The 22378-nt window shown below is 68.9% G+C and carries 13 protein-coding genes and 2 pseudogenes; 8 read left to right on the top strand and 7 right to left on the bottom strand.

The genetic code is table 11. The features are described from left to right. The first annotated feature begins 273 nt into the window (after positions 1-273). From ACZ470_RS38130 to ACZ470_RS38160, 7 genes are all read left to right on the top strand, one after another. Positions 274-645 (top strand): nuclear transport factor 2 family protein, encoded by a 372-nt coding sequence (locus ACZ470_RS38130; protein ID WP_468434592.1) that lies wholly within the window; start codon positions 274-276, stop codon positions 643-645. A 613-nt stretch (positions 646-1258) separates the two neighbouring features. Beyond that, positions 1259-2038: an alpha/beta fold hydrolase gene (locus tag ACZ470_RS38135; RefSeq protein ID WP_468434562.1), complete on the top strand. Its 780-nt coding sequence runs from the start codon at positions 1259-1261 to the stop codon at positions 2036-2038. Further along, complete coding sequence (locus tag ACZ470_RS38140; protein WP_468434563.1) at positions 2035-3666, top strand: FAD-dependent monooxygenase; 1632 nt, start codon at positions 2035-2037, stop codon at positions 3664-3666. Before ACZ470_RS38135 ends, ACZ470_RS38140 begins: the two co-directional genes overlap by 4 nt. 22 nt (positions 3667-3688) lie before the next feature. Further along, positions 3689-5791 carry a hydantoinase/oxoprolinase family protein gene (locus tag ACZ470_RS38145; protein ID WP_468434564.1) on the top strand — a complete coding sequence of 701 codons (2103 nt, stop codon included), beginning with the start codon at positions 3689-3691 and terminating at the stop codon, positions 5789-5791. 11 nt (positions 5792-5802) lie between these two features. After that, positions 5803-8127, top strand: a complete 2325-nt coding sequence (locus ACZ470_RS38150; RefSeq protein ID WP_468434565.1) for a hydantoinase B/oxoprolinase family protein — start codon at positions 5803-5805, stop codon at positions 8125-8127. A 22-nt stretch (positions 8128-8149) separates the two neighbouring features. Continuing rightward, the gene (locus tag ACZ470_RS38155) at positions 8150-9592 is read left to right on the top strand and encodes an aldehyde dehydrogenase (protein WP_468434566.1); all 1443 of its coding nucleotides are present in this window, start codon (positions 8150-8152) and stop codon (positions 9590-9592) included. A 380-nt stretch (positions 9593-9972) separates the two neighbouring features. Further along, positions 9973-11328 (top strand): cytochrome P450, encoded by a 1356-nt coding sequence (locus tag ACZ470_RS38160; protein ID WP_468434567.1) that lies wholly within the window; start codon positions 9973-9975, stop codon positions 11326-11328. Between the two features lie 76 nt (positions 11329-11404). On the opposite strand, the gene ACZ470_RS38165 is transcribed toward ACZ470_RS38160, so the two are convergent. Beyond that, entirely contained in the window at positions 11405-12583 is a 1179-nt protein-coding gene (locus ACZ470_RS38165; RefSeq protein WP_468434568.1) for a GDSL-type esterase/lipase family protein, read from the bottom strand. Between the two features lie 85 nt (positions 12584-12668). Further along, positions 12669-13225, bottom strand: a pseudogene (locus tag ACZ470_RS38170) (TetR/AcrR family transcriptional regulator). Positions 13226-13296: 71 nt separating this feature from the next. On the opposite strand from ACZ470_RS38170, the gene ACZ470_RS38175 reads away from it, so the two are divergent. Next, entirely contained in the window at positions 13297-13788 is a 492-nt protein-coding gene (locus ACZ470_RS38175; RefSeq protein WP_468434569.1) for an FBP domain-containing protein, read from the top strand. A gap of 114 nt (positions 13789-13902) precedes the next feature. On the opposite strand, the gene ACZ470_RS38180 is transcribed toward ACZ470_RS38175, so the two are convergent. From ACZ470_RS38180 to ACZ470_RS38200, 5 genes and pseudogenes are all read right to left on the bottom strand, one after another. Next, positions 13903-15024 carry a hypothetical protein gene (locus ACZ470_RS38180; protein WP_468434570.1) on the bottom strand — a complete coding sequence of 374 codons (1122 nt, stop codon included), beginning with the start codon at positions 15022-15024 and terminating at the stop codon, positions 13903-13905. Next, a pseudogene (locus tag ACZ470_RS38185) lies at positions 14936-15154 on the bottom strand (GntR family transcriptional regulator); the annotation flags it as partial. The gene ACZ470_RS38180 and the pseudogene ACZ470_RS38185, both read right to left, overlap by 89 nt. A gap of 304 nt (positions 15155-15458) precedes the next feature. Next, positions 15459-19145 carry a S8 family serine peptidase gene (locus ACZ470_RS38190; protein ID WP_468434571.1) on the bottom strand — a complete coding sequence of 1229 codons (3687 nt, stop codon included), beginning with the start codon at positions 19143-19145 and terminating at the stop codon, positions 15459-15461. A gap of 805 nt (positions 19146-19950) precedes the next feature. Further along, positions 19951-20751, bottom strand: coding sequence for a GNAT family N-acetyltransferase (locus tag ACZ470_RS38195; protein WP_468434572.1), 801 nt, complete (start codon positions 20749-20751; stop codon positions 19951-19953). 368 nt (positions 20752-21119) lie between these two features. Further along, positions 21120-22337, bottom strand: a complete 1218-nt coding sequence (locus ACZ470_RS38200) for a sialidase family protein (protein ID WP_468434573.1) — start codon at positions 22335-22337, stop codon at positions 21120-21122. Positions 22338-22378: the final 41 nt, after the last annotated feature.

The following is a 22378-nucleotide window of genomic DNA, read 5'->3' on the forward strand; positions in this document are numbered from 1 at the left end:
ATCCGCGTGGCGGCGTACCCGCCCGACCAGAACCGCTCCCGGGCAGTGTCCAGTACCTGCCGCTCGTCGAACTTCCTGGGTCGTGCCATGCCGCCGACCTAACCGTTCTTGACTGATTCGTCCATAACGGCTAGCGTTCTGGACGAACGGGTCAAGAATTTCGCAGTGCCACGCACCAGGAGGAAAAGTGACCGCTACCAAGGACATTCTGAAGCGGCGCGAGGAGATGGCCGTCCACTACTTCCGCATGGTTGACGCCGGCGACCCTGACTCATCGACCTCTTCACGGACGATGCCCGCATGTTCTACCCGAAGCTCGGCATCGCCCAGGGGAAAGCGCAGATCGGAGCGTTCGCTCAGGGCCTCGGCCGGCACATCGCGTCACTGGAGCACGAGATCGACAGCTTCACCGTGCTGCCGTCCGGGGACTACGTGATCGTCGAGGGCCGGGAAAGGGGAACCACGACGTCAGGCATGGACTTCCCCGACGGCGTTTCGTCCTGCGGGATGTTCTGCAATGTGTTCCAGTTCGAGGGCGAGCTCATCAAGCGAGTCCACATCTACGTCGACCCGGACTTCGCGGGCACGCACGCCGAAGGCGTGACGTGGGGCAAGTCGGTACAGGCTGACATCGCCGCCCTGTGAACGAGCGAGGCCCCCGAGTTGTTGATCGAGACGTCCGACGTCCCCATCACGCCGCTCGGGGGCCTCGTCGGCTTCCGGTCACGCCGCACCGAAACGACTCTGCCGCTGTCATGTCCTGCCTGTAGCCAACGCGTTTCCAAAGCCGTAGAGTGAACGCTACATACACGCCGCACACACGGCACGCACAAGTTCCCTCACACGCGGCACATACCAGCGCCTTTGGAACACCTCACCGGCACGCCTCACAGCGCCGGCTCAGCTTCCCAGGGCCGGACCGACCGTCGCAATGAAGCGAGGTTTCCTTTGAACGTTGCATCCGTGGCGAGAAGCACCGCCGAAACGCCTTCCAGGCGACAGGGCGACGACACAATGCCGTGCCCTGACAACATCCTGCGGCGCCCGGCGTCGACCGCCTCTCCGAGGTGATCTCCGGCGCCCGCGCCTCCCCCAGGTCCGCGTCCACGGGGCGGACCCGACGACCCCGGCACAGACCCACCTTATCGAGCCATCGGTGATGTCCTTGACCTGGTCGCGTGGATCGGCAGCAACAAATCCCTCTGTCGGCTGCCGGAAACAGCGATCCGCACATACGATCCACTAAAGGAGACTGCAAGTGCCGGCCTCATCCGACGACGTCGCCGATACGGACGCACGTCCGGTTCTCCTTCTGCTCCATGGAGGCGGGCCGGGCGTCGACGCCGAGAGCAACTGGGCGAGCGTACGCCCCCGCCTCTCGACCGGGTTCCGCTGCCTGGCCCCGGATCTTCTCGGGTTCGGCACGCAGATCGCCGGGTCCGACGGGATCAAGGGTCCGCGCGCCTGGGCGCTGGCCCGCGCACGGCAAGTCCTGGATCTCCTCGATCGCGAAGGCCTGGAGCGCGTGCGCCTCGTGGGCAACTCGGCTGCCGGCGGGGCCGCGGCGCTCGCCCTTCTGGCCATGGCGCCTGACCGGGTCGAGCGCGCCGTCGTCATGGGTGGGGCGGGAACCGGACCACTGCCCCCGTCCGTTCCCTTCTACGACGATCCGACCAAGCAGTCCATGCGGGCCACCCTCGGCCGCCTGGTCGCCGACGAAAGCGCCCACGTCGAACTCCTCGACGAACTCGCCGACGTCCGGCTGCGGCAAGCCCTGCGGCCCGGGGCGGAGTCGGCATTCCGGGCGATGTTCGCCGACGTGGACGGCCCCCCGCCCATCGATCTCGCAAGAATCGCCACTCCCGTTCTCGCCCTGCACGGCGAGTGCGACCGAGTGTCGCCGGTGGAGGTCTCCGAGCGCCTCGTCGACTCCCTGCCGGACGCCCGTCTGAACGTGGTGGCGGGGGCCGGACACTGGATTCACGTCGACCGGCCGGACGAATTCTGCAGCCTGGTAGGAGAGTTCCTGAGCTCATGACGAAGTCGATCAGCAGCAGTGAGGACCACGTCGAGGTCCTGATCGTCGGCGCCGGCCCGGCCGGCCTGACCCTCGCCATCGACCTGGCCCGCCGCAACGTGGCGTGTCACGTCCTGGAGGCGACGGAGGAACGGGGCATCAATCCCCGGTGCAACACCACGTCCGCCCGTTCGATGGAGATCTTCCGTCGGCTCGGTGTCGCGGACGACGTCCGGCGGGCCGGGCTGCCCGAGGACTACCCCACCTCCATCCACTACCGGACGACGCTGAGTGGCGAGGAGATCTTCCGCATCGACCTGCCCGCGGCCGGCGACGTGCTGGCCGGGGCGGGCAAGGACGAGTGGCCCACCCCGGAACCGCAGCACCGGATCTCACAGCTGTTCCTCGAGCCGATCCTGGAGGAACACGCGAGCAAGCTGCCCGGCCTGACCCTTGAGCGTGGCGCCCGGCTGGTCGAGTTCCAGCAGCACGACAACCACGTCGAGGCGGTCGTGGAGACCGCCGGAACACGCCGGACCGTGCGCTGCTCGTACCTGGTCGGCTGCGACGGCGCGCACAGCACCGTCCGGCGTCAGCTGGGCATCCGCTACGAGGGAGTCGAGGCGATCCAGAAATTCGTGTCGACCTTCCTCCGCTCGCCCGAGCTCGGGAAACTGGCGGCACGGGACAGGGCTTGGACGTACTGGACCTACGGCCGCCGGATCTCCTCGCTGATCGCCATCGACGGTGACGAGCTGTGGCTCCACCACGTCGCCTTCACCCCGGACCACGACACCGAGACCGAGGACCCCGAGACGCTGCTGCGTGAGGCGGTGGGCGAATCCGTCGCGCACGAGGTGCTCGGGGTGGTGCGCTGGACCGGGCGCAGGCTGGTCGCCCAGCGATATCGCAGCGGGCGGGTGTTCCTGGCCGGGGACGCCGCCCACATCTGGATCCCCGTCGGGGGCTTCGGCATGAACGCCGGCATCCAGGACGCGGCGACGCTGGGCTGGATGCTGGCGGCGGTCCACCATGGATGGGCGTCACCGGAGGTGCTGGACGCGTACGAGCTGGAGCGCAAGCCGGTGGGCGACCAGTTCGCCGGCGCGGTGGGGTCGGCGGCGAACAAGGCGTTCGCGGAATTCTCGCCCGACATCCACCTGCCCGGCCCGGACGGCGAGCGGGCCCGCGCGGAGTTCGCCGAGCGGCTCGCCGCCTCGGAGCCGCAGCGGTACTCACCCGACGGCTTCAGCTTCGGATACCACTACGCGGACTCGCCTCTCGTGGTCGGTGGTGAGGATCAGGCCGCGATCACCATGGGCGGCTACCTGCAGAAGGCGCAGCCCGGTTTCCGGTTGCCGCACGTGTGGCTCGACGACGACCGGTCCGTTCTCGACGTGCTCGACCCCGGCTTCACCCTCCTGCGGACGGACCCGAGCGTCGGCGTGACGTCATGGACGGCGGCGGCCCGCGAGCTCGGGATCCCTCTGAGCGTGGTCGACGTGCCTGGACGGTGGCCCGACCGCTACCCGACCGAGCTGCTGCTCGTGCGTCCGGACCAGCACGTCGCCTGGATGGGCGGGGCGGGCGCTCGAGCCGACGAGCTCCTGCAGACAGTCACCGGGCGGGTCGCCGCCCACCAGCGGTAGAGATCACCAGGAAAGGGCAACAATGTCATACGCATTGGGCATCGACGTGGGCGGCACCTTCACCGACGCGGTCGCCTCCGACGGCGCCGGCCGAATCGTCTCGGCCAAGACGCCGACGACCCCGCCGCACCGCGAGGTCGGCGTCATGCGCGCGATCGAGGACCTCGCGGGCGAGCTGGGTATCGGCGTCGGTGAACTGCTGTCGCAGACCGACTACATCGCCCACGGCACGACCGCGTCGATCAACGCCCTTGTCCAGGGCCAGGTGGCCGATGTGGGGCTCATCGCCACCAAGGGCCACCGGGACGCCATCTACATCATGAACGCCGAGGGCCGCACGCTCGGCAGATCGGCCCACGAGATCCAGGACACGCTCCGGCAGCGCAAACCCGCGCCGCTGATCCCCAAGTACCGGGCGCTCGAAGTCACCGAGCGGCTCGACCACACGGGCAAGGTGCTGGTCCCTCTCGACGAGGACGAGGTCCGCAGCGTCGCCCGGTCCCTCGTGGACCAGGGAGTCGAGGCGATCGCGGTCTGTCTGCTGTGGTCGTTCAAGAACGGCTCCCACGAGCAGCGCGTCCGTGAACTGATCCACGAGATCGCCCCGGAGATGTACGTCACGCTCTCGTCCGAGGTCAGTCCGCGTATCCGCGAGTTCTCCCGGACCTCGACGACCATCATGAACGCCCAGGTGGGACCGCGTCTGCGCACGTACCTGCTCCCCTTGCAGGAGCAGCTGGAGGAGGGCGGCCTCAAGGGGCCGCTGCTGGTCATGCAGAGCGAGGGCGGCACCATCACGGCCGACCGCGCGCCGGAGCACGCCATCACCACGGTCGGTTCCGTCCTGTCCGGCGGCGTCATCGGCGGTATGCGCCTGGCCGAACAACTGGGACATCGCAACGTCATCACCACCGACGTCGGTGGCACGACCTTCCTGGCCGGACTCATCGTCGACGGCGAGCCGGTCATGGCGCCCGGCTCCATCGTGAACCAGTTCCCGATCAACGCGGCGACCATCCGCGTGCACACGATCGGTTCCGGCGGCGGGGCGCTCGCCTCCGTGGACTCCGGAGGGAACCTGCGCCTGGGACCGCAGAGCGCCGAGGCCGTCCCCGGCCCCGCCTGCTACGGCAACGGAGGCACGCGTCCCACGAACACCGACGCGAATCTGGTCCTCGGCATCCTCAATCCCCATGGGCTGCTCGGCGGCAGGAAGCCGCTCCGGATGGACCTCGCGCGGCAGGCGCTCCGGGAACATGTGGCCGAGCCGCTCGGCCTCACCGTCGAAGAGGCCGCCATCGCCATTCACGAGGTGCAGAACGCCCAGGCGGGTGACCTGCTGCGGAGAGCCGTCGTGCAGGCCGGCTACGACCCTCGCGACTTCGTCGCCTACGCCTTCGGCGGTGCCGGCCCCGCGCACTGCGCCGGCTACTGCCAGGACCTGGGAGTGAGCGAGGTGGTCGTACCCCTCGGGCCCGTCGCCTCCGCCTTCTCGGCCTACGGACTCGCCGCCTCGGACGTCATCATGAGTGCCGAGCTCTCCGACCCGTCGTCCTTCCCGGTCGACCACAGGGTGCTCGAATCGCACTACGCCCGTCTGGAAGCCGATCTGCAGCGCGCGCTCGACCGGCAGAAGGTGAAGTTCCAGGACGTGACACTGCAGCGTGAGATCGACCTGCGCTACTCGATGCAGGTCACCGAGCTCTCGACGACCGTCCCGGACACGGAGTTCACCGAGCGCACCGGTGCCGAGATCCTGGAGCGCTTCGAGGAGCAGTACGAGCGCATCAACGGCAGTGGCGCCGGCTACCGCGAGGCCGGCGTACAGGCGATCACCTATCGCGTGCGGGCCAAGGCCGGCCTCGGCTTCCCCGTGAAGCTGCCCGTCGCCCCCGAGGCCGACACCCCCGACCCGGCGAAGGCACTGGTCGATGAGCGCCACGTCTGCCTCGACTCACAGATCGGCTACGTGCCCACCCCTGTCTACGACTATGCCCGGCTGCGGGCAGGCCACGAGCTCGTCGGTCCGGCGATCGTCGACGTCCCGACCACGGTGGTCGTGGTGCCCGCCGGGGTCACCGGCCGCGTCGACCGTCTCGGCAACCTCGTACTGCGCTACCAGTGAGGACAGCTTCCATGACATCCAAGATCCCCGGGGCGGACGAGTTCACCAGCCGCCCCCTGCCACGCGAGGAACTGCTCCGGCAGATCTCTCCCTCCCTTCCGCTGCACCAGATCGACGAAGGCACGGCCGACCGGGTCGATGCCCTGACCTACGAGGTGGTGCGGCACCGGCTGTGGGCCATAACCCAGGAGATGGGCGAGACGCTGCGGCGGATGTCGGGCTCGCACGTCGTCACCGAGTCCAACGACTTCAACTTCTCCATCTGTGACGAACTCGGCGAGCAGGTCCAGGTCGGCGCCTACAACGTGGGCCTCATCGGCTCGATGGACCTGGCCATCGTCTGGACGCTGCGCAACCGCAGTGACAACCCGGGCATCGAAGAGGGCGACATGTTCCTCTGCAACGACCCGTGGATCGGCGGTGGCCTGCACCAGAACGACGCCGCGATCCTGGCCCCGATCTTCCACGACGGCAAGCTGTTCGGCTGGACGACGGCCATCGCCCACCAGGTCGACCTCGGCGGTCAGCGGCCGGGCTCGTTCAGCCCGTCGGCCCAGGACGTGTTCGGCGAAGCCGTCCCCACTCCCCCACTCAAGGTCGTCCGGGGCGGGGTGCTGCAGCGCGACGTCGCCGACGCCTGGGTCCGCCGGTCACGCCTTCCCCACCTGGTGGGTCTCGATCTACGCGCCAAGATCGCCGCCAACAAGAACGCCGCCGACCAGATCCTGCGGCTCATCACCAAGTACGGCGCCGACACGGTCAAGGCCGTGATGCGCCGGATGATGGACGACGCGGAACGCCGGCTGCGGGCCAAGCTCGAAAGCCTGCCCGACGGCACATGGAGCGCGGTCGGTTACCAGGAGCAGTCGGGGACCGGCGACCGCGGCATGCACGCCATCAAGGTCACGATGACCAAGGAAGCCGACCGGCTCGTCTTCGACTTCCGGGGAACGGCGGAACAGACCGGCATCATCAACTGCCCCTACCCGGGCCTGCGGGCCGGCATCGTCTTCACGATGCTGCCCCTGCTGGCCGGGAACATCCCGTGGGCGGCGGGCGGGTTGATGCGCTGCTTCGAGATCATCACCGAAGAGAACACCATCACCAACGCGTCATTCCCGGCGGCCGTGGGCAAGGGGCCCTTCGGACCGGCCTGGGGATCGGGCAACCTCGTCGCCGAGGTCATCGCCAAGATGCTGGACGCCGAACCCGACCACCGCACCGATGTGCAGTCCATCTGCAACGGCACCACCGACCTGTGCGTGGTCTCCGGCGTCGACGTCCGCGGCGGCGGCAGCAAGGGCTTTGTGTCCCCCATCTTCGACGTCATGGCCGGCGGCTACGGAGCCCAGGTGCACCACGACGGCGTCGACACCGGCGGCCGCCTCATCATTCCCTCGGCTCGGGCCCCTGACGTGGAAATGACCGAGTACCTCTACCCCCTCGTCGCCCTGTGGCGGCGTGAGCAGACCGACTCCGGCGGTCCGGGTCGACAGCGGGGCGGGATGAGCGGCTCCGTCTGCTACGTGCAGCATCCTGACCAGAGCGGATCGATGTCGCTGGTCGTCTCGGGCACCGGCAAGGTCGCAAACCAGAACGTCGGACTGGCCGGTGGTTACCCCGGGAACTCCCAACTCGACCTGGTGGTGCGCGGCATCGGGGTTCCCCAGCTCGCCGGGGCGACCTCGATCCCCGGCGACCTCGACGAACTCGAGGGCGACATCGAGGTGCTGCCCTGCGAAGGTGAGTCGGCCCTCGGCGCGGGTGACGCGCTCTACCTGCACTGGCAGGCCGGCGGCGGTTACGGCGACCCGCTGCTGCGGCCGGCCGAAGCCGTGCGCGAGGACGTGCGGCAGGTGCGGGTGTCGCCGGACGCCGCACGGGACGTCTACGGCGTCGTGCTGCGCAAAGACGGCGAAGTGGATGTCACCGCGACGGACGAGATCCGCGAGAAGCTGCGGCACCGCCGTGCCGCCGGCGCCGGTCTGTCCGAAGCCCGGCTCGCGCCGATCGGCACGCACGACCTGAGCGGGGCCCGCCGGCTCGACGACAACCTCGCCGTCCACGAATCGCCCGACGGCGGGACGGTGGTGTGTGTCCACTGCAGCACCGAGATCGGGCCGCTGGCCGAGGGCGCGTTCGTCGAGGCGCTGGCTCGCCGCGAGGCGGCACCGGCCGAGGCGGGCCCGCACATCTGGCACGACCCGTCGGAGTACGTCGACGCCGAGATCGTCTTCCGGCAGCTGTGCTGCCCGGGGTGCCTGACGGCGGTCAACTCCCGGGTCGTCCCCGTCGACCACCCGCTTCCCGCTGACCACTACAAGGGCTGGGCCTGAAACGCCCACCAGAGGAGACAGCATGAACGCGCACCACGATTCGCTCTTCATCGGAGGCCGTTGGGTGACCCCCGCGTCCGACGAGCGGATCACGGTCTTCGGTGCGAGCACGGAGGACGTGCTCGGCTCGGTCCCGCACGGCAGTGAAAAGGACATGGACGCGGCCGTGGCCGCCGCCCGGGCCGCCTTCGACGATCCGGACGGATGGGCCGCCTGGGAGCCGGGACGGCGGGCGGACGCCCTCTATCGTCTCGCGGACGCTCTCGAACGGCGGGTCAAGGACATCACGCACATCGTCAGCGCCCAGAACGGCATGACGATCGGGCTCTCCGAACAGGTCGAGGGCGCTCTTCCGGGCATTCTGCTGCGGTACTACGCCGATCTGATCCGCGACAACCCGGGCGAGACCGTTCGCGACGGCATGCTCGGCGCGCCTGTACACGTCCGCCGGGAACCCCTGGGCGTGGTGGCGGCGATCGTGCCCTGGAACGCACCGCAGCTCCTGTCCGCGACGAAGTACGCGCCCGGCCTGGCCGCGGGGTGCACCTTCGTGCTGAAGCCGTCGCCGGAGACCGTACTCGACTCGGTCCTCTTCGCGGAGGCCGTCGAGGAGGCGGAGCTGCCGCCCGGCGTCGTCAACGTCGTTCCGGCGGGCCGTGAGGTCGGCGCGTACCTGGTCTCCCATCCCGGCGTCGACAAGGTGGCCTTCACCGGTTCCACCACCGCGGGCCGGCAGATCGCCGCGACCTGCGGCACCCTGCTGCGCCCGGTCACGCTGGAACTCGGGGGCAAGTCGGCCGCCGTCATCCTCGACGACGTGGACCTCGGCACGGCGATGTCCGAGCCGTTCGTCCAGGCGACGCTGCTGGCGAACGGGCAGGCTTGCTTCGCCAGCACCCGTATCCTCGCTCCGCGCAGCCGGTACGACGAGGTCGTGGACGCGGTGGCGTCCCTGGTCGGCGGCCTGACCGTCGGAGACCCCCTGGACCCCAGGACACAGGTCGGCCCAATGGCGAGCGCGCGTCAGCGCGAGCGTGTCGAGGGGTACATCGAGAAGGGCAGGGCGGAAGGCGCCCGGCTGGTCGTGGGCGGTTCCCGCCCCGCGGATCTCGAGAAGGGCTACTACGTCGCGCCGACCGTCTTCGCGGACGTCGACAACGCGCAGGTCATCGCCCGTGAGGAGATCTTCGGGCCGGTGCTGTCCGTCATCCCTTACACCGACGAGGACGATGCCGTGCGTATCGCCAACGACTCGGAGTACGGCCTCGGCGGCACCGTGTGGACGAACGACGACGAGCGCGCCATGCGGGTCGCCCGCCGGATGCACACCGGGACAGTCGGGCTGAACCACTACACGGTCGACCCCGCGGCGCCCTTCGGCGGGGTGAAGGCCAGTGGGCTCGGCCGTGAGTTCGGACCGGAGGCATTGCTCAACTACCAGCAGGTGAAGTCGATTTACCGGTGACCAGTGGCTGACGGCACCTCCGGGCCCTGCCGTCGGCCTCGGCCCTCGAAGCGCTCTCGGCCGCCGCACGCTGTTGCACGGCGGCCGAGAGCGCTTCGCCGCCACGTCCGTCGCGACTCTGTACCGGCGCTTCCTTGTCCGGGATTCAGTCACAACTCATACCGAACGTTCTGTCTTGTGAACTCATACCGAACGTTCTGTCTTGTGATGTAGTGTGCGGACGGACGGATGCACTGCTTGGTCGATTCCTGATCCGGATGCCCGGGGCTTGCCCGCCGGGCATGAGATCCGAACTCTCAGCGGTGACTGACCTGCTGTCACCTCAGGTTCTCCCCAGGGCCAGGAACCCGAACCGGGCTCGACCAGAGAGGTGATGAGGCATGACGACGACGGCGCCGATCGCGTCGGGCAGCCCGCTGCTCGGCTCGATGAGCGACCTGCTGAAGGACCCCCTCGGCACATACCTCCAGGCCCGCCGTGACCACGGCGACGTAGTACGTTTCCGGGCCGGCCCACCCGGGCTGCGCTCGGAACGCTGCGGGGTGTTCTCGGCCACCGGCGTCCAGCAATTACTGGCGACCCAGGCGGCCAACTTCCGCAAGGACAGCAGCGTCAACGAGGAAGTGCGACAGTCGATCGGCAACGGGCTGCTGACCAGCCAGGACGACGTCTATCTCCGTCAACGGCGTCTGGTGCAACCGCTGTTCACCCGGCGTCGAGTCAACGGCTACGGACGGCAGGTCGCCGAGGAGGCCGCCGCACTGGCCGACGTCTGGCGCGCGGCACCGGGCGGAGGTGTCGACCTGGTCAGTGAGATGCACCGCTTCGCGCTGCACGTGGTGGGCCGCATCCTGTTCGGCACGGAAGTGAAGGGTGCCTTCGAGATCATCGAGCGCACCCTGCCGCCGCTGCAGAAGTACTCCCTCAAGCGCGGCCTCTCCCCGTTCAAGGTGCCCAGGAACTGGCCCACTCCAGCCAATCGCCGCGCCGCGCGCCTCCAGGGGGAGCTGTTCGGCCTCTGCGACGGGATCATCGCGAGCCGGCGGGACGGGGAGGGGGACGACCTGGTCTCCCTGCTGGTGCGTGCCGAGAACGACGAGGACCGCGGCCTGGACGCCCGCGAACTACGGGAACAGGTACTGATCTTTCTCCTCGCCGGCCACGAGACCACCGCCACCGCCCTCGCCTTCGGGCTCCATCTCCTGGCCCGGAACCCGGAGGAGCAGGGGCGGGTGCGCGAGGAGGTGGACCGGGTGCTCGGAGGTCCTGGCGGGCGGGCGCCCGAAGCCGCGGACATGAAGAACCTTCCGTATCTGACCATGGCGCTGAAGGAGACCATGCGGCTGTACCCGTCGGCGCCCTTGATCGGCCGCCGCTCGGTCGCCGACACGGAGATCGAGGGCGTACGGATACCCGCCGGCGCCGACGTCTTCGCCAGCCCCTGGGTCACCCACCGGCACCCCGACTACTGGCCGGAGCCCGAGCGCTTCGACCCGGAGCGCTTCACGCCCGAGGCGGAGGCGGGACGCCCGCGCTACGCCTGGTTCCCCTTCGGCGGCGGTCCAAGGGCATGCATCGGTCAGCATCTGTCGATGCTGGAGTCGGTGCTCTCCCTGGCCGTGCTGCTACGGGAGTTCGAGTTCACAGACACGCAGGAGGGTGAAGTGCCACTGGGAGCGGGAATCACGCTGATGCCCAAGGGACCCGCGCGGGTCCGGGTCACGGCACGGTCCTGAAAGCAGTGCCCCAGGGAGTGGATGCCCGGCGGGTCGGGCGCAGTCGGACACCCTGCGGCGCCCGGCCCGCACCCGGTCAGGCGGTTGTGGCGGTGAAGGGGCCACCGCCGCCGAATACGAGCCGTGCGAAGTTCTCACCGATGCGGCGGTGCCCCGCAGGGTCCGGGTGGATCTCGTCGGGCAACGGGAACTCCGCGTAGTCCTTCTTCCCGTAGAGGTCGCGGCCGTCGAGATAGTGCAGGTTCGGGTCCTCGGCCGCCCGCTGGGCGACGATCCGGGAGAGTTCCTCGCGGATGACGGTGAGCGTCAGGCGTCCTGCGGCGCGTTCGGCGGGATCGCCGGTCGCCTTGAACTTCAAGGTGCCGTCGGCGAAGTCGGGCATGAGGGGACCGGGAGTGTCCTCCTGGACCGGGCACCAGACGGGCGAGACGACCAGGAGCGGTGTGGTCGGGTGGCCCTCGCGAAGGGTGTCGAGGAAGCCGTGGACGGCGGGGCCGAACGAACGCAGGCGCATCGTGTCGGTGTTGACGACGTTGACGCCGATCTTCAGGCTGATCAGGTCCGCCGGCGTGTCCCGCATCGCGCGGGCGGTGAACGGATCGAGTAGCGCGCTGCCACTGAACCCGAGATTGACCAGCTCGACCCCGCCCCGGGCCGCGGCCAGGGCCGGCCAGATGGCGGTTGGATGGGCGGCGTTGGAGCCGTGGCTGATGGAGCTGCCGTGGTGCAGCCACACCCTGCGTCCACGGTCCGGCGGGGGATCGACGGAGGCATTGGTGCGCAGTGCGATCAGCTCGGTGATCTCCGTGTGCGGAAGCCAGATCTCGACGTCCTTGTCCTGTGCCGGCAGGCCGGTGAAGCGAGCTGTGCCGATGGGCCCCTCGTGCAGCTCTTGGGCCTGAGTGGCCATGTCGGTGATCACGCGGACGTTGCCGCCGGGAACGGTGGCCTGGGCCGCGAGGTGGCCGTCGACCAGCAGGTCGTAGACGCCGTCCGCGGGGGCCGGGAAGCCCTGGTAGGCGCGGTGGGTGGGCAGAGTGTCCAGTTCGACGGTGGTGGCCCTGGTGCGGAAGACGAGCCTTACGCCGGACGGCTGGGCCTCCGCCAGGGTCAGCAGCTCGTCGGGGATCTGCCGGCGTGCCCGTGCGGGCAGCCGGTGCGGGAGCAGGCCGTGCGCGGTCGGCTCCAGGTCGAGGAAGCCGCGCAGGATGTCCGCAGTGATGGGGGTGGTGGTCCAGTCGTGCTCGGTGTTCATGGTCTTCAGCCTGTCGGTCGAAGGTGTACGGGTTGTCCGGGCGCGTCGGCGTGCGGCGCCGGGCACGCCGGGGGGTGTGAACCTGCTACTCGGGGGCGCCGTGGGCGCGCAGCAGGGCGTCGAGGGAGTCCAGCGTCCAGAGCCAGGACTCCTGCGGATCAAGGGCGGTGTGGCTGAATCCTCCGGCCAGCTCCAGGCTGATGTAGCCGTGGAAGACACTGCCGAGCATCCGGACCGCGTGCGTCTGGTCCGGTTCCGCCAAGTGGTAGGCACGCAGGAGGGCGCGCGTCATCTGGGCATGGCGGACGCCGTCTCGGGGTCGAGCCTGAGCCGGGTGGCCTCGTAGCGCCCCGGGCACTCCCGGGCGTAGTCGCGGTAGGCGTCCGCGAAGGCCACCAGGGCGTCCCTGCCTGCCCGGCCGGCCAGGGCGTCGGAGGCCCGGTCGGCGAGTTCATCGAGGGCGAACAGGGCGATCCGGGTCTTGAGGTCCTGCGAGCTCTTGACGTGCGAGTACAGACTCGCTGCCTTCACGCCGAACCGTCGGGCGAGCGCCGAGACGGTCACCTGGTCGAAGCCGACCTCGTCGGCGAGTTCCGCCCCTGCCCGTGTCAGGCGCTCCGAGTTCAGTCCCACACGCGCCATAGCTGTCCTTCCATTGCCCTACATCTATCATGATATTGCCTAAAACCTATAGGCAAATTAGCCTGATGTATATGAAGGCACTGACCGAACAAGAGATCCGCTGGGCGTTCGTGAACTGCAGCAAGGGTGAGGCGAAGCGCCTGTCCGTCCCCCGCGACCTGTCCGAGCGTCCGTGGGACGACTTGGACTTCCTCGGCTGGCGGGACCCTCAGGCTCCCGACCGGGCCTACCTCGTCACCGAACTCGACGGCCGGCCGACGGCCCTCACCCTGCGCAGCGCCGGCGCCGCGTCCTGGCAGACACGACGCAGCATGTGCTCGATGTGCATGACCACGCACACCGGGGGCGTGTCCCTCATGGTCGCCGCGAGGGCAGGCAAGGCCGGACAGCAGGGCAACACCGTAGGCGCGTACATATGCAGCGACCTCGCCTGCTCGCTGTACCTACGGGGCAAAAAAGAGGTGGGCATGGGCGCGCAGCTCCACGAGACGCTCACCCTGGAGCAGAAGATCCGACGGACCACCGCGAACCTCGCCGCGTTCATCGCCAGGGTCACCCCCTGAAGCGACCAGTCGCGCACCACGGACGCCACGCCACGCAGTGGCGCATACGGGTCGCCGCCCCTGTGCCCCCTGCGCCGGATGGCGGGGCGGGGCCCGACTGTGTGATGTCCGTTCCTACGCGACGGTGCGGTAGGCCCGGTGGATGGTCTGGCTCAGGGTGTTGCCGTCTGCGTCGGTGAGATCGACGCGCAGCGAGACCGGGCCCGGCTTCGAGGGGCTGTGCAGCTCGAGCTGCTGCTTGCCCGTCACCGCGGGGGCCTTCTGCCACGTCCTGCCGCCGTCGTAGGAGACCGAGAAGGCCAGCTTGCGCAGTGTGCCGGCCTCGGTCGCCGCACCCTGGAGCCCGAAGGGCACGGTGAGGGTCGTACCGGCCTTGGCCGTGCTGGACTTCGACAGCGTGGGTGTGAAGCGGACGACCGTCAGCGGGAGCCGCTTTGGGGTGTCACCCGGGACGTGCGCCGAGGCGAAGGTCCAGGTGGCGGTCACCCGCGTGCTGACCTTGGTCTGCTCCGGGGACCGGGAGACGTCCACGGCGAGCTCGTAGCTGCGCTTGCCCGCGGGGACCGTGTGCGAGACATCGGTCAGCGGGTCGTTCCCGGCGAAGATGTTCTGCCCGTCGGCGTGGAGCGAGCTCTTGGCCTTGGTGAAGTCGGAGGAGCCTTCGTTGCCGCCGCCGTCGGAGAACAGCGGCATGTGCGCCGTGATCGTATCGCCGAGGCGGGTCACACCGGGCCGGTCGACGCCGATCGCGAGGGGGCTCGAAGGGAGGGCCGGTCCGAAGACCCCGATGTTGAAGCGCTGGGTGTACTCCTTGCCCGCCTTGTATGCCCTGACCACGCTGACCTGCGTGTTCTCCCACGTCGGTTCGCCGTCGGCGTCGGGAGGGCCGGACTGGACTGCCTGGTAGAACCACTTGACCCCGTTGGGCAGGACGTAGTCCGTGCCGGTCAGTGGCAGGTCGCCCCGGGTCGTGAAGGGGTTGTAGTAGCCGCTGGGCAGCAGCGGCGCGGCGACGATGGTCGTGCTCCTGCCCCTGGCCTCGGCGGGCGTCCCGACCTCGACGTTGACCTTGGTGAGGTCTGTCTTCTCGACCTTCTTGGTGAAGCCGGACAGGTCGCCCGTACGGTTCCAGGCCAGCCGGTAGTTGACCTTCTTGTGCTGCCACCAGGCCCTCCCGCTCGAGTTCGCGGTAGGCCTTGAGAGTGGTGTTGATGTTGACCGCGGCGGTCTCGGCAACCGCCTTGGCTGTCGGCAACTGGGCCCCGGGCAGGAGTACGCCGAGCCGCAGCGCCCGCTTGGTCTGCTGAACGATCTGCTGGTAGGCGGCGACGCCGCTCCGCCTGTCGATGCGGAACTCCAACTCCATCACCACTATTCACTAGTACATTAGCGAATTGATGATGATGGGTCGCGCTTCTGTCAAAGCCGCAGGACGAGGCGGTCGACGCCCGGCCGTCGACAGACCCAGAACCAGGCGGGACTGGGCGCGGCGGCGGCCGAACTCGCCGCCATGGGCCTCGATTTCAAGACGTGTCGGCTCGACAGGAGCCGGCCTGGACCGCGCGTCGGTCCGCACGGTCGGCAGGACAGGGCGCGTTCGTGCGCGCCGCCCCGGCACGCACGAGCGGCCGGAGCCCCATGCTTCGACGGGCTCCGGCCGCTCGCGTTGGCTACTTGAGCCCGAAGGCCCGGGTGATGGTCTGGCTGACACCGCCGCCGTTGTGCTGCTCGGCGGTGACGCGGATGGACACGTAGTCGGCTCCGACGGGCGCGTGGAGCCGGGACTGCCAGGTGCCGTTGGTCTTCTTCAAGGCCTGCGGCTGCCAGGTTGCGCCGTCGTCGTAGGAGACCTCCAGCTTGAGCGAGGCGACGGCGTCCTCGGCTGCGTCACTGTCGAGGACGACTGGCCGCACCGAGAGGACCGACGAGCGTTTCGCCCGCCCGGCGAGGTCCAGGTCTGTTCCGTAGTCGAGTTGGACCAGCGGGATGGCCTCGTTCTCGGCCTCGCCGGACATGAAGCTCCACTCGGTGTGCGTGGTGGTGGAGTACGGGGTGAGCTCGGTGTTGCCCTTGGTGGTGGCGACGAGTCGGTAGGAGAGCCGCTGCGGGGAGAGGTCGCCCACGTTGAGGTCGGGCCGGGGCCCGTTCTGCACCAGCAGTTTGTCGCCCTGGTAGAGCGCGAAGCTCCGGGACATCAACCCGGTGTCGCCGCTGTGGGCGGATCCTCCGTCGCCGAACCCTGCGACTTTCCCGCCCATGCCGTTGCCTACGCGGTGCGGGACCTCGAAGCTGAGCATGCGTGGCCGTGTGATGGGGCCGAACCAGTGTTCGCTCTGCACACTGCGTGGCTGGTATCCCGTGATGTCGGTGAAGGTCTGCCAGCCGTCGATGTTCCCGTACTGCTGCCATTTGACGCCGTTTCCGGCGGACACCCAGTCGGTGCGGTGTCCCGGGGCGACCGGCTCCCTCGGGAACGGGGCGACACGTATCGATCCGTATACGGCGTAGGGGAAGGCAGCGGGCCAGTGCTCATACGAGGGGCTGTCCTCACGGCTTTCGATCATCTGCTTGCCGGCCGGTGGGGCGAAGGTGTTGTCGATGCGGGCGAGGCTGCCCGGGTCCGTCGCGGCGGACGGGTCGTCGGGGACTCCTCCCTGGTGGTAGTCGGCGAGGTCGTACAGGTACTCCGGCGTGGGATGGGCTTCGACCGTCAGCCTGGTCCGCTTCTTTCCGGCGGCTTTGAGCGTCCTGATCAGTTCCTCGCCGTCGTCCAGGGTGACCGAGGCGACCGGTACGGGGCCGGTCGCCTTCCCGTCGGGGTCGCCGTACCAGTCGCTGCTGCGGCCGTATCCGTCGCCGACCACCAGGAGCGCCGCCGCCGACGCGGCGGCGGCCGCTGCCGTCTGGTCCGTCGGGGACACGCTGTCGTTGCTGCGGATGATCACGGCCTTGCCCCGGACGGACAGGCCGGCGTAGTCACCAGGTGCGCCGTCACCGGCGTAGACGGCGTCCAAGCGGGTGCTGCCGTCGCGGAACGGAGCGGATCCGGGCTGCACCAGCAGCGTGTCGTCGAGGTCGTGCCGGCCGTAGGTGACCCTCAACGGCGTCTGCTTGGCACGGATCCGGGTGGTGAAGACGAAGCTGCCCTTGGTCGCCTCGGCCTCGCTCGGAAGGGCCCAGATACTGTCGTAGGCGGTCGAGGGCATGAAGATCTGGTGCAGTGCCCGCTGATCGGTGGGCGTGGGCTGCTCGGAGGTGAAGGAGCGGAAGACGTCGATCCTGCTGTGGGTGACAGACGTGGGTTGTGGCGTAGCCACCTTGACCTGGCGCAGGCGTGAGCCGTCCAGTTCGATGCTCTTGTCCGAGGTGAGGTCGAGCTCGGGCATGGTGAGTACCGCGTAGCCGAGCGAGTGCGGGCCGTTGCTGCCCTCCACTTCCAGGGCGGAGACTACGGTGTAGGAGCCCGGCGCCCAGCGGCTGGTGAGGGTGCCGTCCTGGGCCCACATGACGGTGGTCTTCCCGTCGGCTCCGGTGATCTCGACGTCGCCGCTGACGGGCTCGCCCGACTGGTCCTTCAGATGGACCGTCAGTGTGTGCTTCTCGGGCTCGACGGACACCCCGATGGCGGTGTGCACCGTACCGGCCTCGAAGCTGGCGGTGACCTGGGCGGCGTACTGACCCGGCGCCAGACCCCGCGGGTCCACCTCGATGTCGACCACCGAGGTGCTGCGCGCCGGCACGGTGACACGGTCGACCGCGAGGGTGAAGACCCCCGCGGGCGAGTCGCCGTGGTCCTGCGTGAGGTCCAACGTCACCGGCCGGTCGGTGGTGTTGGTGTAGGTGATCTGCCGCTCGAGGGTCTTCGGATCACCGTCCTTCGACCAGAGGACGAGCCCCGCGTCCACGGAGCCGCTCGCGATGACCTGGTCCTGCACGTAGGCGGTGCCCACGTCCAGCCTGCCGGTGCCGGCCTGGTAGGGGCTGTGGGCGGGGGTGAGGACGCTGGTGCTCATCAGGGCGTCCTTGATCCGCGGTCCCGTCCAGGTGGGGTGCTTCTGGGCCAGGAGCACCGCCGCTCCGGCGACGTGCGGCGCCGCCATGGAAGTACCGCTGTCCTGGCGGTAGTAGCCCTCTCCCCACTCCAGCTGCTGCGAACGCGCGGCCAGTACGTTCACACCGGGGGCGGTGAGGTCGGGCTTGAGTCCGTCGTCGGCCATCCGCGGCCCGGCGCTGGAGAACTCCGCGAGATGGTCGGAGGCGTCCACCGCACCGACGGTGAGAGCGGCGTCCGCCGTTCCCGGGGAACTGACGCTGTACGGGCTGTTGCCGTCGTTGCCCGCGGCGACCACGAAGAGGGCGCCGGTCTCGGCACTCAACTGGTTGACCGCCTGGCTCACGGGGTCGTCCTGGGTGTGCCACACCGGTGAGCCCAGGCTCATGTTGATCACCTTGGCGTGTTCGGTCCGCGCCGCCCACTCCATGCCGGCGATGATCCCCGAGATCGGACCGGATCCGTTGTCACCGAGGACCTTGCCCACCACCAGGTCGGCGGCGGGGGCCACTCCCGCTTCCTTTCCGTCGGAGGCGGCTCCCGTACCGGCCACGGTGGAGGCGGTGTGCGTCCCGTGTCCGTTGCGGTCCGTGACGTCCTCGCCCTCGACGAAACTACGTGACGCGACGATACGGTCGGCCAGGTCCGGATGCGTGGTGTCCACCCCGGAGTCCAGCACCGCGACCCGGACACCGACGCCGGTGCCCCCCGCTTCCCGCGCCTTGGGGACGCCGATCTGCGCCGTCGTGTCCGCGAGGTCCGCCTGCGCCTTGCCGTCGAGCCACACCTTGTCGATGCCCGCGGCGAAGGACGGCCCCGTCCCGGCGTCCGGGCTGGTGCCGGTCCTGTGCACCGGCAGAGCCTCGCCGTCCGGGCCGGTCAGGGCGGACCAGAAGGCGGAGGCCTTCGAGCGCCGGGCTTCGACGGCTTCACCGTTGACGGACGGAAGGCCGAGGGTCCTCTGCGCACCCGGCAACGGGACAGCGGACCGTGCCCCTTCTCCCCGAGTGTCGCGCTCGGCGGCGGACGTGTCCGGGGAGTGGGTGATGATCAACGGGAGCGCGCTCGCTTGGGCGTCGTCGTAGCCCTGCGCTATCAACTGGCTGATGTTGAAGAGCTGTTTGTCGAGCTGGCCGGTTGCGACATAGGGCATGGCGGAGTCGGGGTAGACGAAGGTGTCGCCGCGCTCCACGGCGACTCGTACCGATCCCCGTGCTCCCGGCACGCGCGCGACATCGTCCACCGACACCGCACCGCCCGGCTCCTGAGTCGCCGTCACCTTGTCGCCGGTGATCAACGTCACCATGACCGGGTCGTGGTGTACGGCGTTTCGCTCGCCCGACGCAACGTGTGCGAGGGGTGAAGGAACAGCGCCGTGGGCTGTCGCGGGAGCGACCAAGGCGGCAACTAGAGCGGCAGCCATGGACGCTGCGGCTCTTCGCGCATAAGGAAACAACACATTTCCTCCAGATTCATCTGATCACCTGAATTCGATCACCTCAGGAGCGGAAATGTAAGTACTTGAATGATCTACCATCTGCCTGTAAAACAGACACCGACTGCCGAGCCTGCCGACGGCGTGGGTGTCCGGGCGGTCAGGGCAACTCGTCGTGACATGCCCCAACCGGTCATGAACTCACCGCTGTTGACACAACCCGCCAACCCGACCGCAACCCCCGCCGCAGTCAGCGCTTCCAGGTCAAATAAATCCACACCGACGCGAGGAATTTGAAGGAACGAAAGACGCGAAGCTGCTTCGACCGCATCCGCCTGGAAGGCGAGTACACCCGTGTAGTCCCCACGACAATGTCAACATTGTTCAGTGACGCCAGCACGCCGGCGTTGTCCCGTACGGTCGGCACGATGAGTTCGACCCCAACGGGTCGAAGATTTCGTGCAAGCGACTCTCCGGCACGGGCGGAAGCGCCACCACTCGCCAAGGGGGGCGGGGGGCGGAACTGAGCATGCCGAATCTCTTCCTGGGTTTCCGTCCCCACAATTGGTCGTCACCTGCGAGCCTTGCTCGGGATCCGACTGTCCGGGTCTCGGGAATGGGAACGGCTCGTGACCTCGCGGTCTGCGACACGGCCCGTGGGGCGTAGTCAGCCGGGTCAGCCTTCCAGGCTGAAGAAGCGAATCGGAGAGTTCGGTTCGAAGCCGATACGCGGGTAGACAGGTGCTCCGGCAGCCGTCGCGTGCAGGGTGGCCCGGGTCAGTCCGGTGGCCCGGAAGCCCTCGTACAGTGCCTTGCGTGTGACGGCTTCGCCATAGCCCCTGCGCTGCCATTCCGGTTCGGTGGCGACCAGTACGACGAAGAGGCGTCCCTCCGCCGCAATGGTGCCGGCACACGCGACGGGGAGGTCGCCGCGCATGGCCAGGTACGCGTGCACCTCGTTCTTCCACAACTCGGAGCCGACGAGCCCTTCGCGGCCCTCTTCAAGAGGGAAGCCGTAGCCGCGTGAGTTGATGTCCGCGTACGCCTGGAGCTGTTCATCGTTGGTCACACGTACAAACGTCAGATCCGGGTGAACAGGATCGGGGACAGGAAGGAGGTCGCCTGCCATACCGGTGCCGGGGAAGGCGTACTGCAGACCTGCCTGCTTGGCTGCTTCCTCCAGCGTGGAGCGGGCCCCGTCGTCGAGCAGATCCTCGAAGAGCCACAGAAAGCCCGGGTGCTTCTTCGTCCGCATGATGTCCGCCGTCTCGGCCAGACGTCGCCGAAGAAGCTTCGCGTCGGCGCCGACATCGGTCAATACCACGGCATTCCAGAACGCGAACCGACTGTCTGCCCACCGCACAGCGATGCCGGGAAGGTCGCGCACGTCCGCACCTGCGTCCCGGTCGAGCACCATCGCCCGCCACACCACGGCGAGCTGCTCCATCGACTCGATGGACTCCGCAAGACCCGTCACCGCGTCTCCTCGCATTGTCGCGATTCTCATTCGTAAACGATCAGGTGTTGCTGCGGTAATGCCAGGTGAATGGTTCGGGAGGATGTCTTCCCTGCCTGGAACGCTCACCACAGAGTCGAAGCTAGCCGCGCCGGACAGACACTGTCAAACAGAACGTTCTATCTAGCCTCCGTTGCATGCCCGGGGCCGGGGGGTCTGACGTGCTCCTCGCGAACGCGGCGACCACGCGACACCGGGGCACCCGCCGCTGCGGGCGCCCCAAGCGCCGTCATCTGCAAGGGAACGGCACGGGAGCCGTCACCGTCTGCGCCCGCCCGGCCGCGCCCTTCCGCGGTCGGGCGAGTGCTGGGGCGTGCGTCGTCCGACGGCTAGGGCAGCCTGCCCGTCGCGTAGTACGCCCGGCACACCGAGCCCTCGAAGTCGGTGGCAATCTGGAGGACCGTCTTGCCGTCCGCCGAAGGCAGCAGCGGTGAACTGTAGTTCTGGCAGTAGTTCACCTCAGGGTTCGGCACGGTCACCGGTGCGTCGATCGCGATCCACGCTCCGCTGCCGTTGCGTGAGTTGGTGAGGATCGTCCGTCCGCTGCCCGCGGCGAGCGTGCCGTCCCGGTTGAGCAGCCGCTGCCCGATCAGCAGGATCCGCCCGTTGCCCCCGCCGCCCGGCGTGGGCGCCCAGGCGATGGTGGGCGTGGCGCGGAAGTATCTGCCGTCTGCCGTCTCGGGGCGGATACCGAGGTCGGTGGGGTTGCCCCAGTTCCAGCCGTCGGCGGAGGTGCGGTAGTGCACGACGCACTGGTACTGGCCGCCGGGGTTGCAGATCTCGTAGCTCATGAAGTAGGTGCCGTTCGGGAGCCGTCGCACGACCGGCATGCCGGGTCGGTCGGGCGCCCAACTGCCGGCCACGGTGTTGTGGTGTCCTTGCCAGTGCACCCCGTCGTAGCTGCGTGCCGCGACGAGTTTCTGGCTGTGCGCGGGATCGGTCTCATCGGAGTAGTGGCAGACCAGGGCGCCGTCGGCGGCTATCGAGAACTCCGGTTCCCACAGCCCGCCCGTACCGCTCGCGACGGCACAGGACGACAGGTAGGACCAGCTGCGGCCCACGTCGTCGCTCCGCCAGATCCGCAGCGCCATACGACGGTCCGGCTCGTCCTGACCGGCGGAGGAGGCCCACAGCAGGGTGCCGGCCCGCAGCGCGCCCACCTGGCGAGGCAGCTCGAACAGCGTGGAGCAGCACAGTCCCTGGCCGCCCGCGGAGTCGGGGTCGGCGATCCTGCCGACCTCACGGAAGGTCGCTCCGGAGTCGGTGCTCTCGTGGATCGCCCCGATGCCGTTGTTGCCGTCGAAGGTGACGGCGCTGGCGAGGACGCGCCCATTGGCCGCCCCGTTGTGCGCGAGCCGAATGACCCGCGGATACAGGCCCGTTCCGTCCCGCAGCGGTGTCCCGGTGGCTGAGGGGGCGACAGGACGGGAGGCCGCTGCGCCGAGGGACAAGGACGAAGGCGCGGATGCCACCGCGTCGGTGGTCAAGGGGGAGGTGGCGGCGGGTGTGGCCGCAAGCAGGCCCAGTACGCCGGCCAGCGCGAGCACGAAATGGCGATGCCGTCGGAGGGCATGCCGAAGTCTCAGGA

The sequence above is a fragment of the Streptomyces sp. NPDC031111 genome (assembly GCF_055570675.1).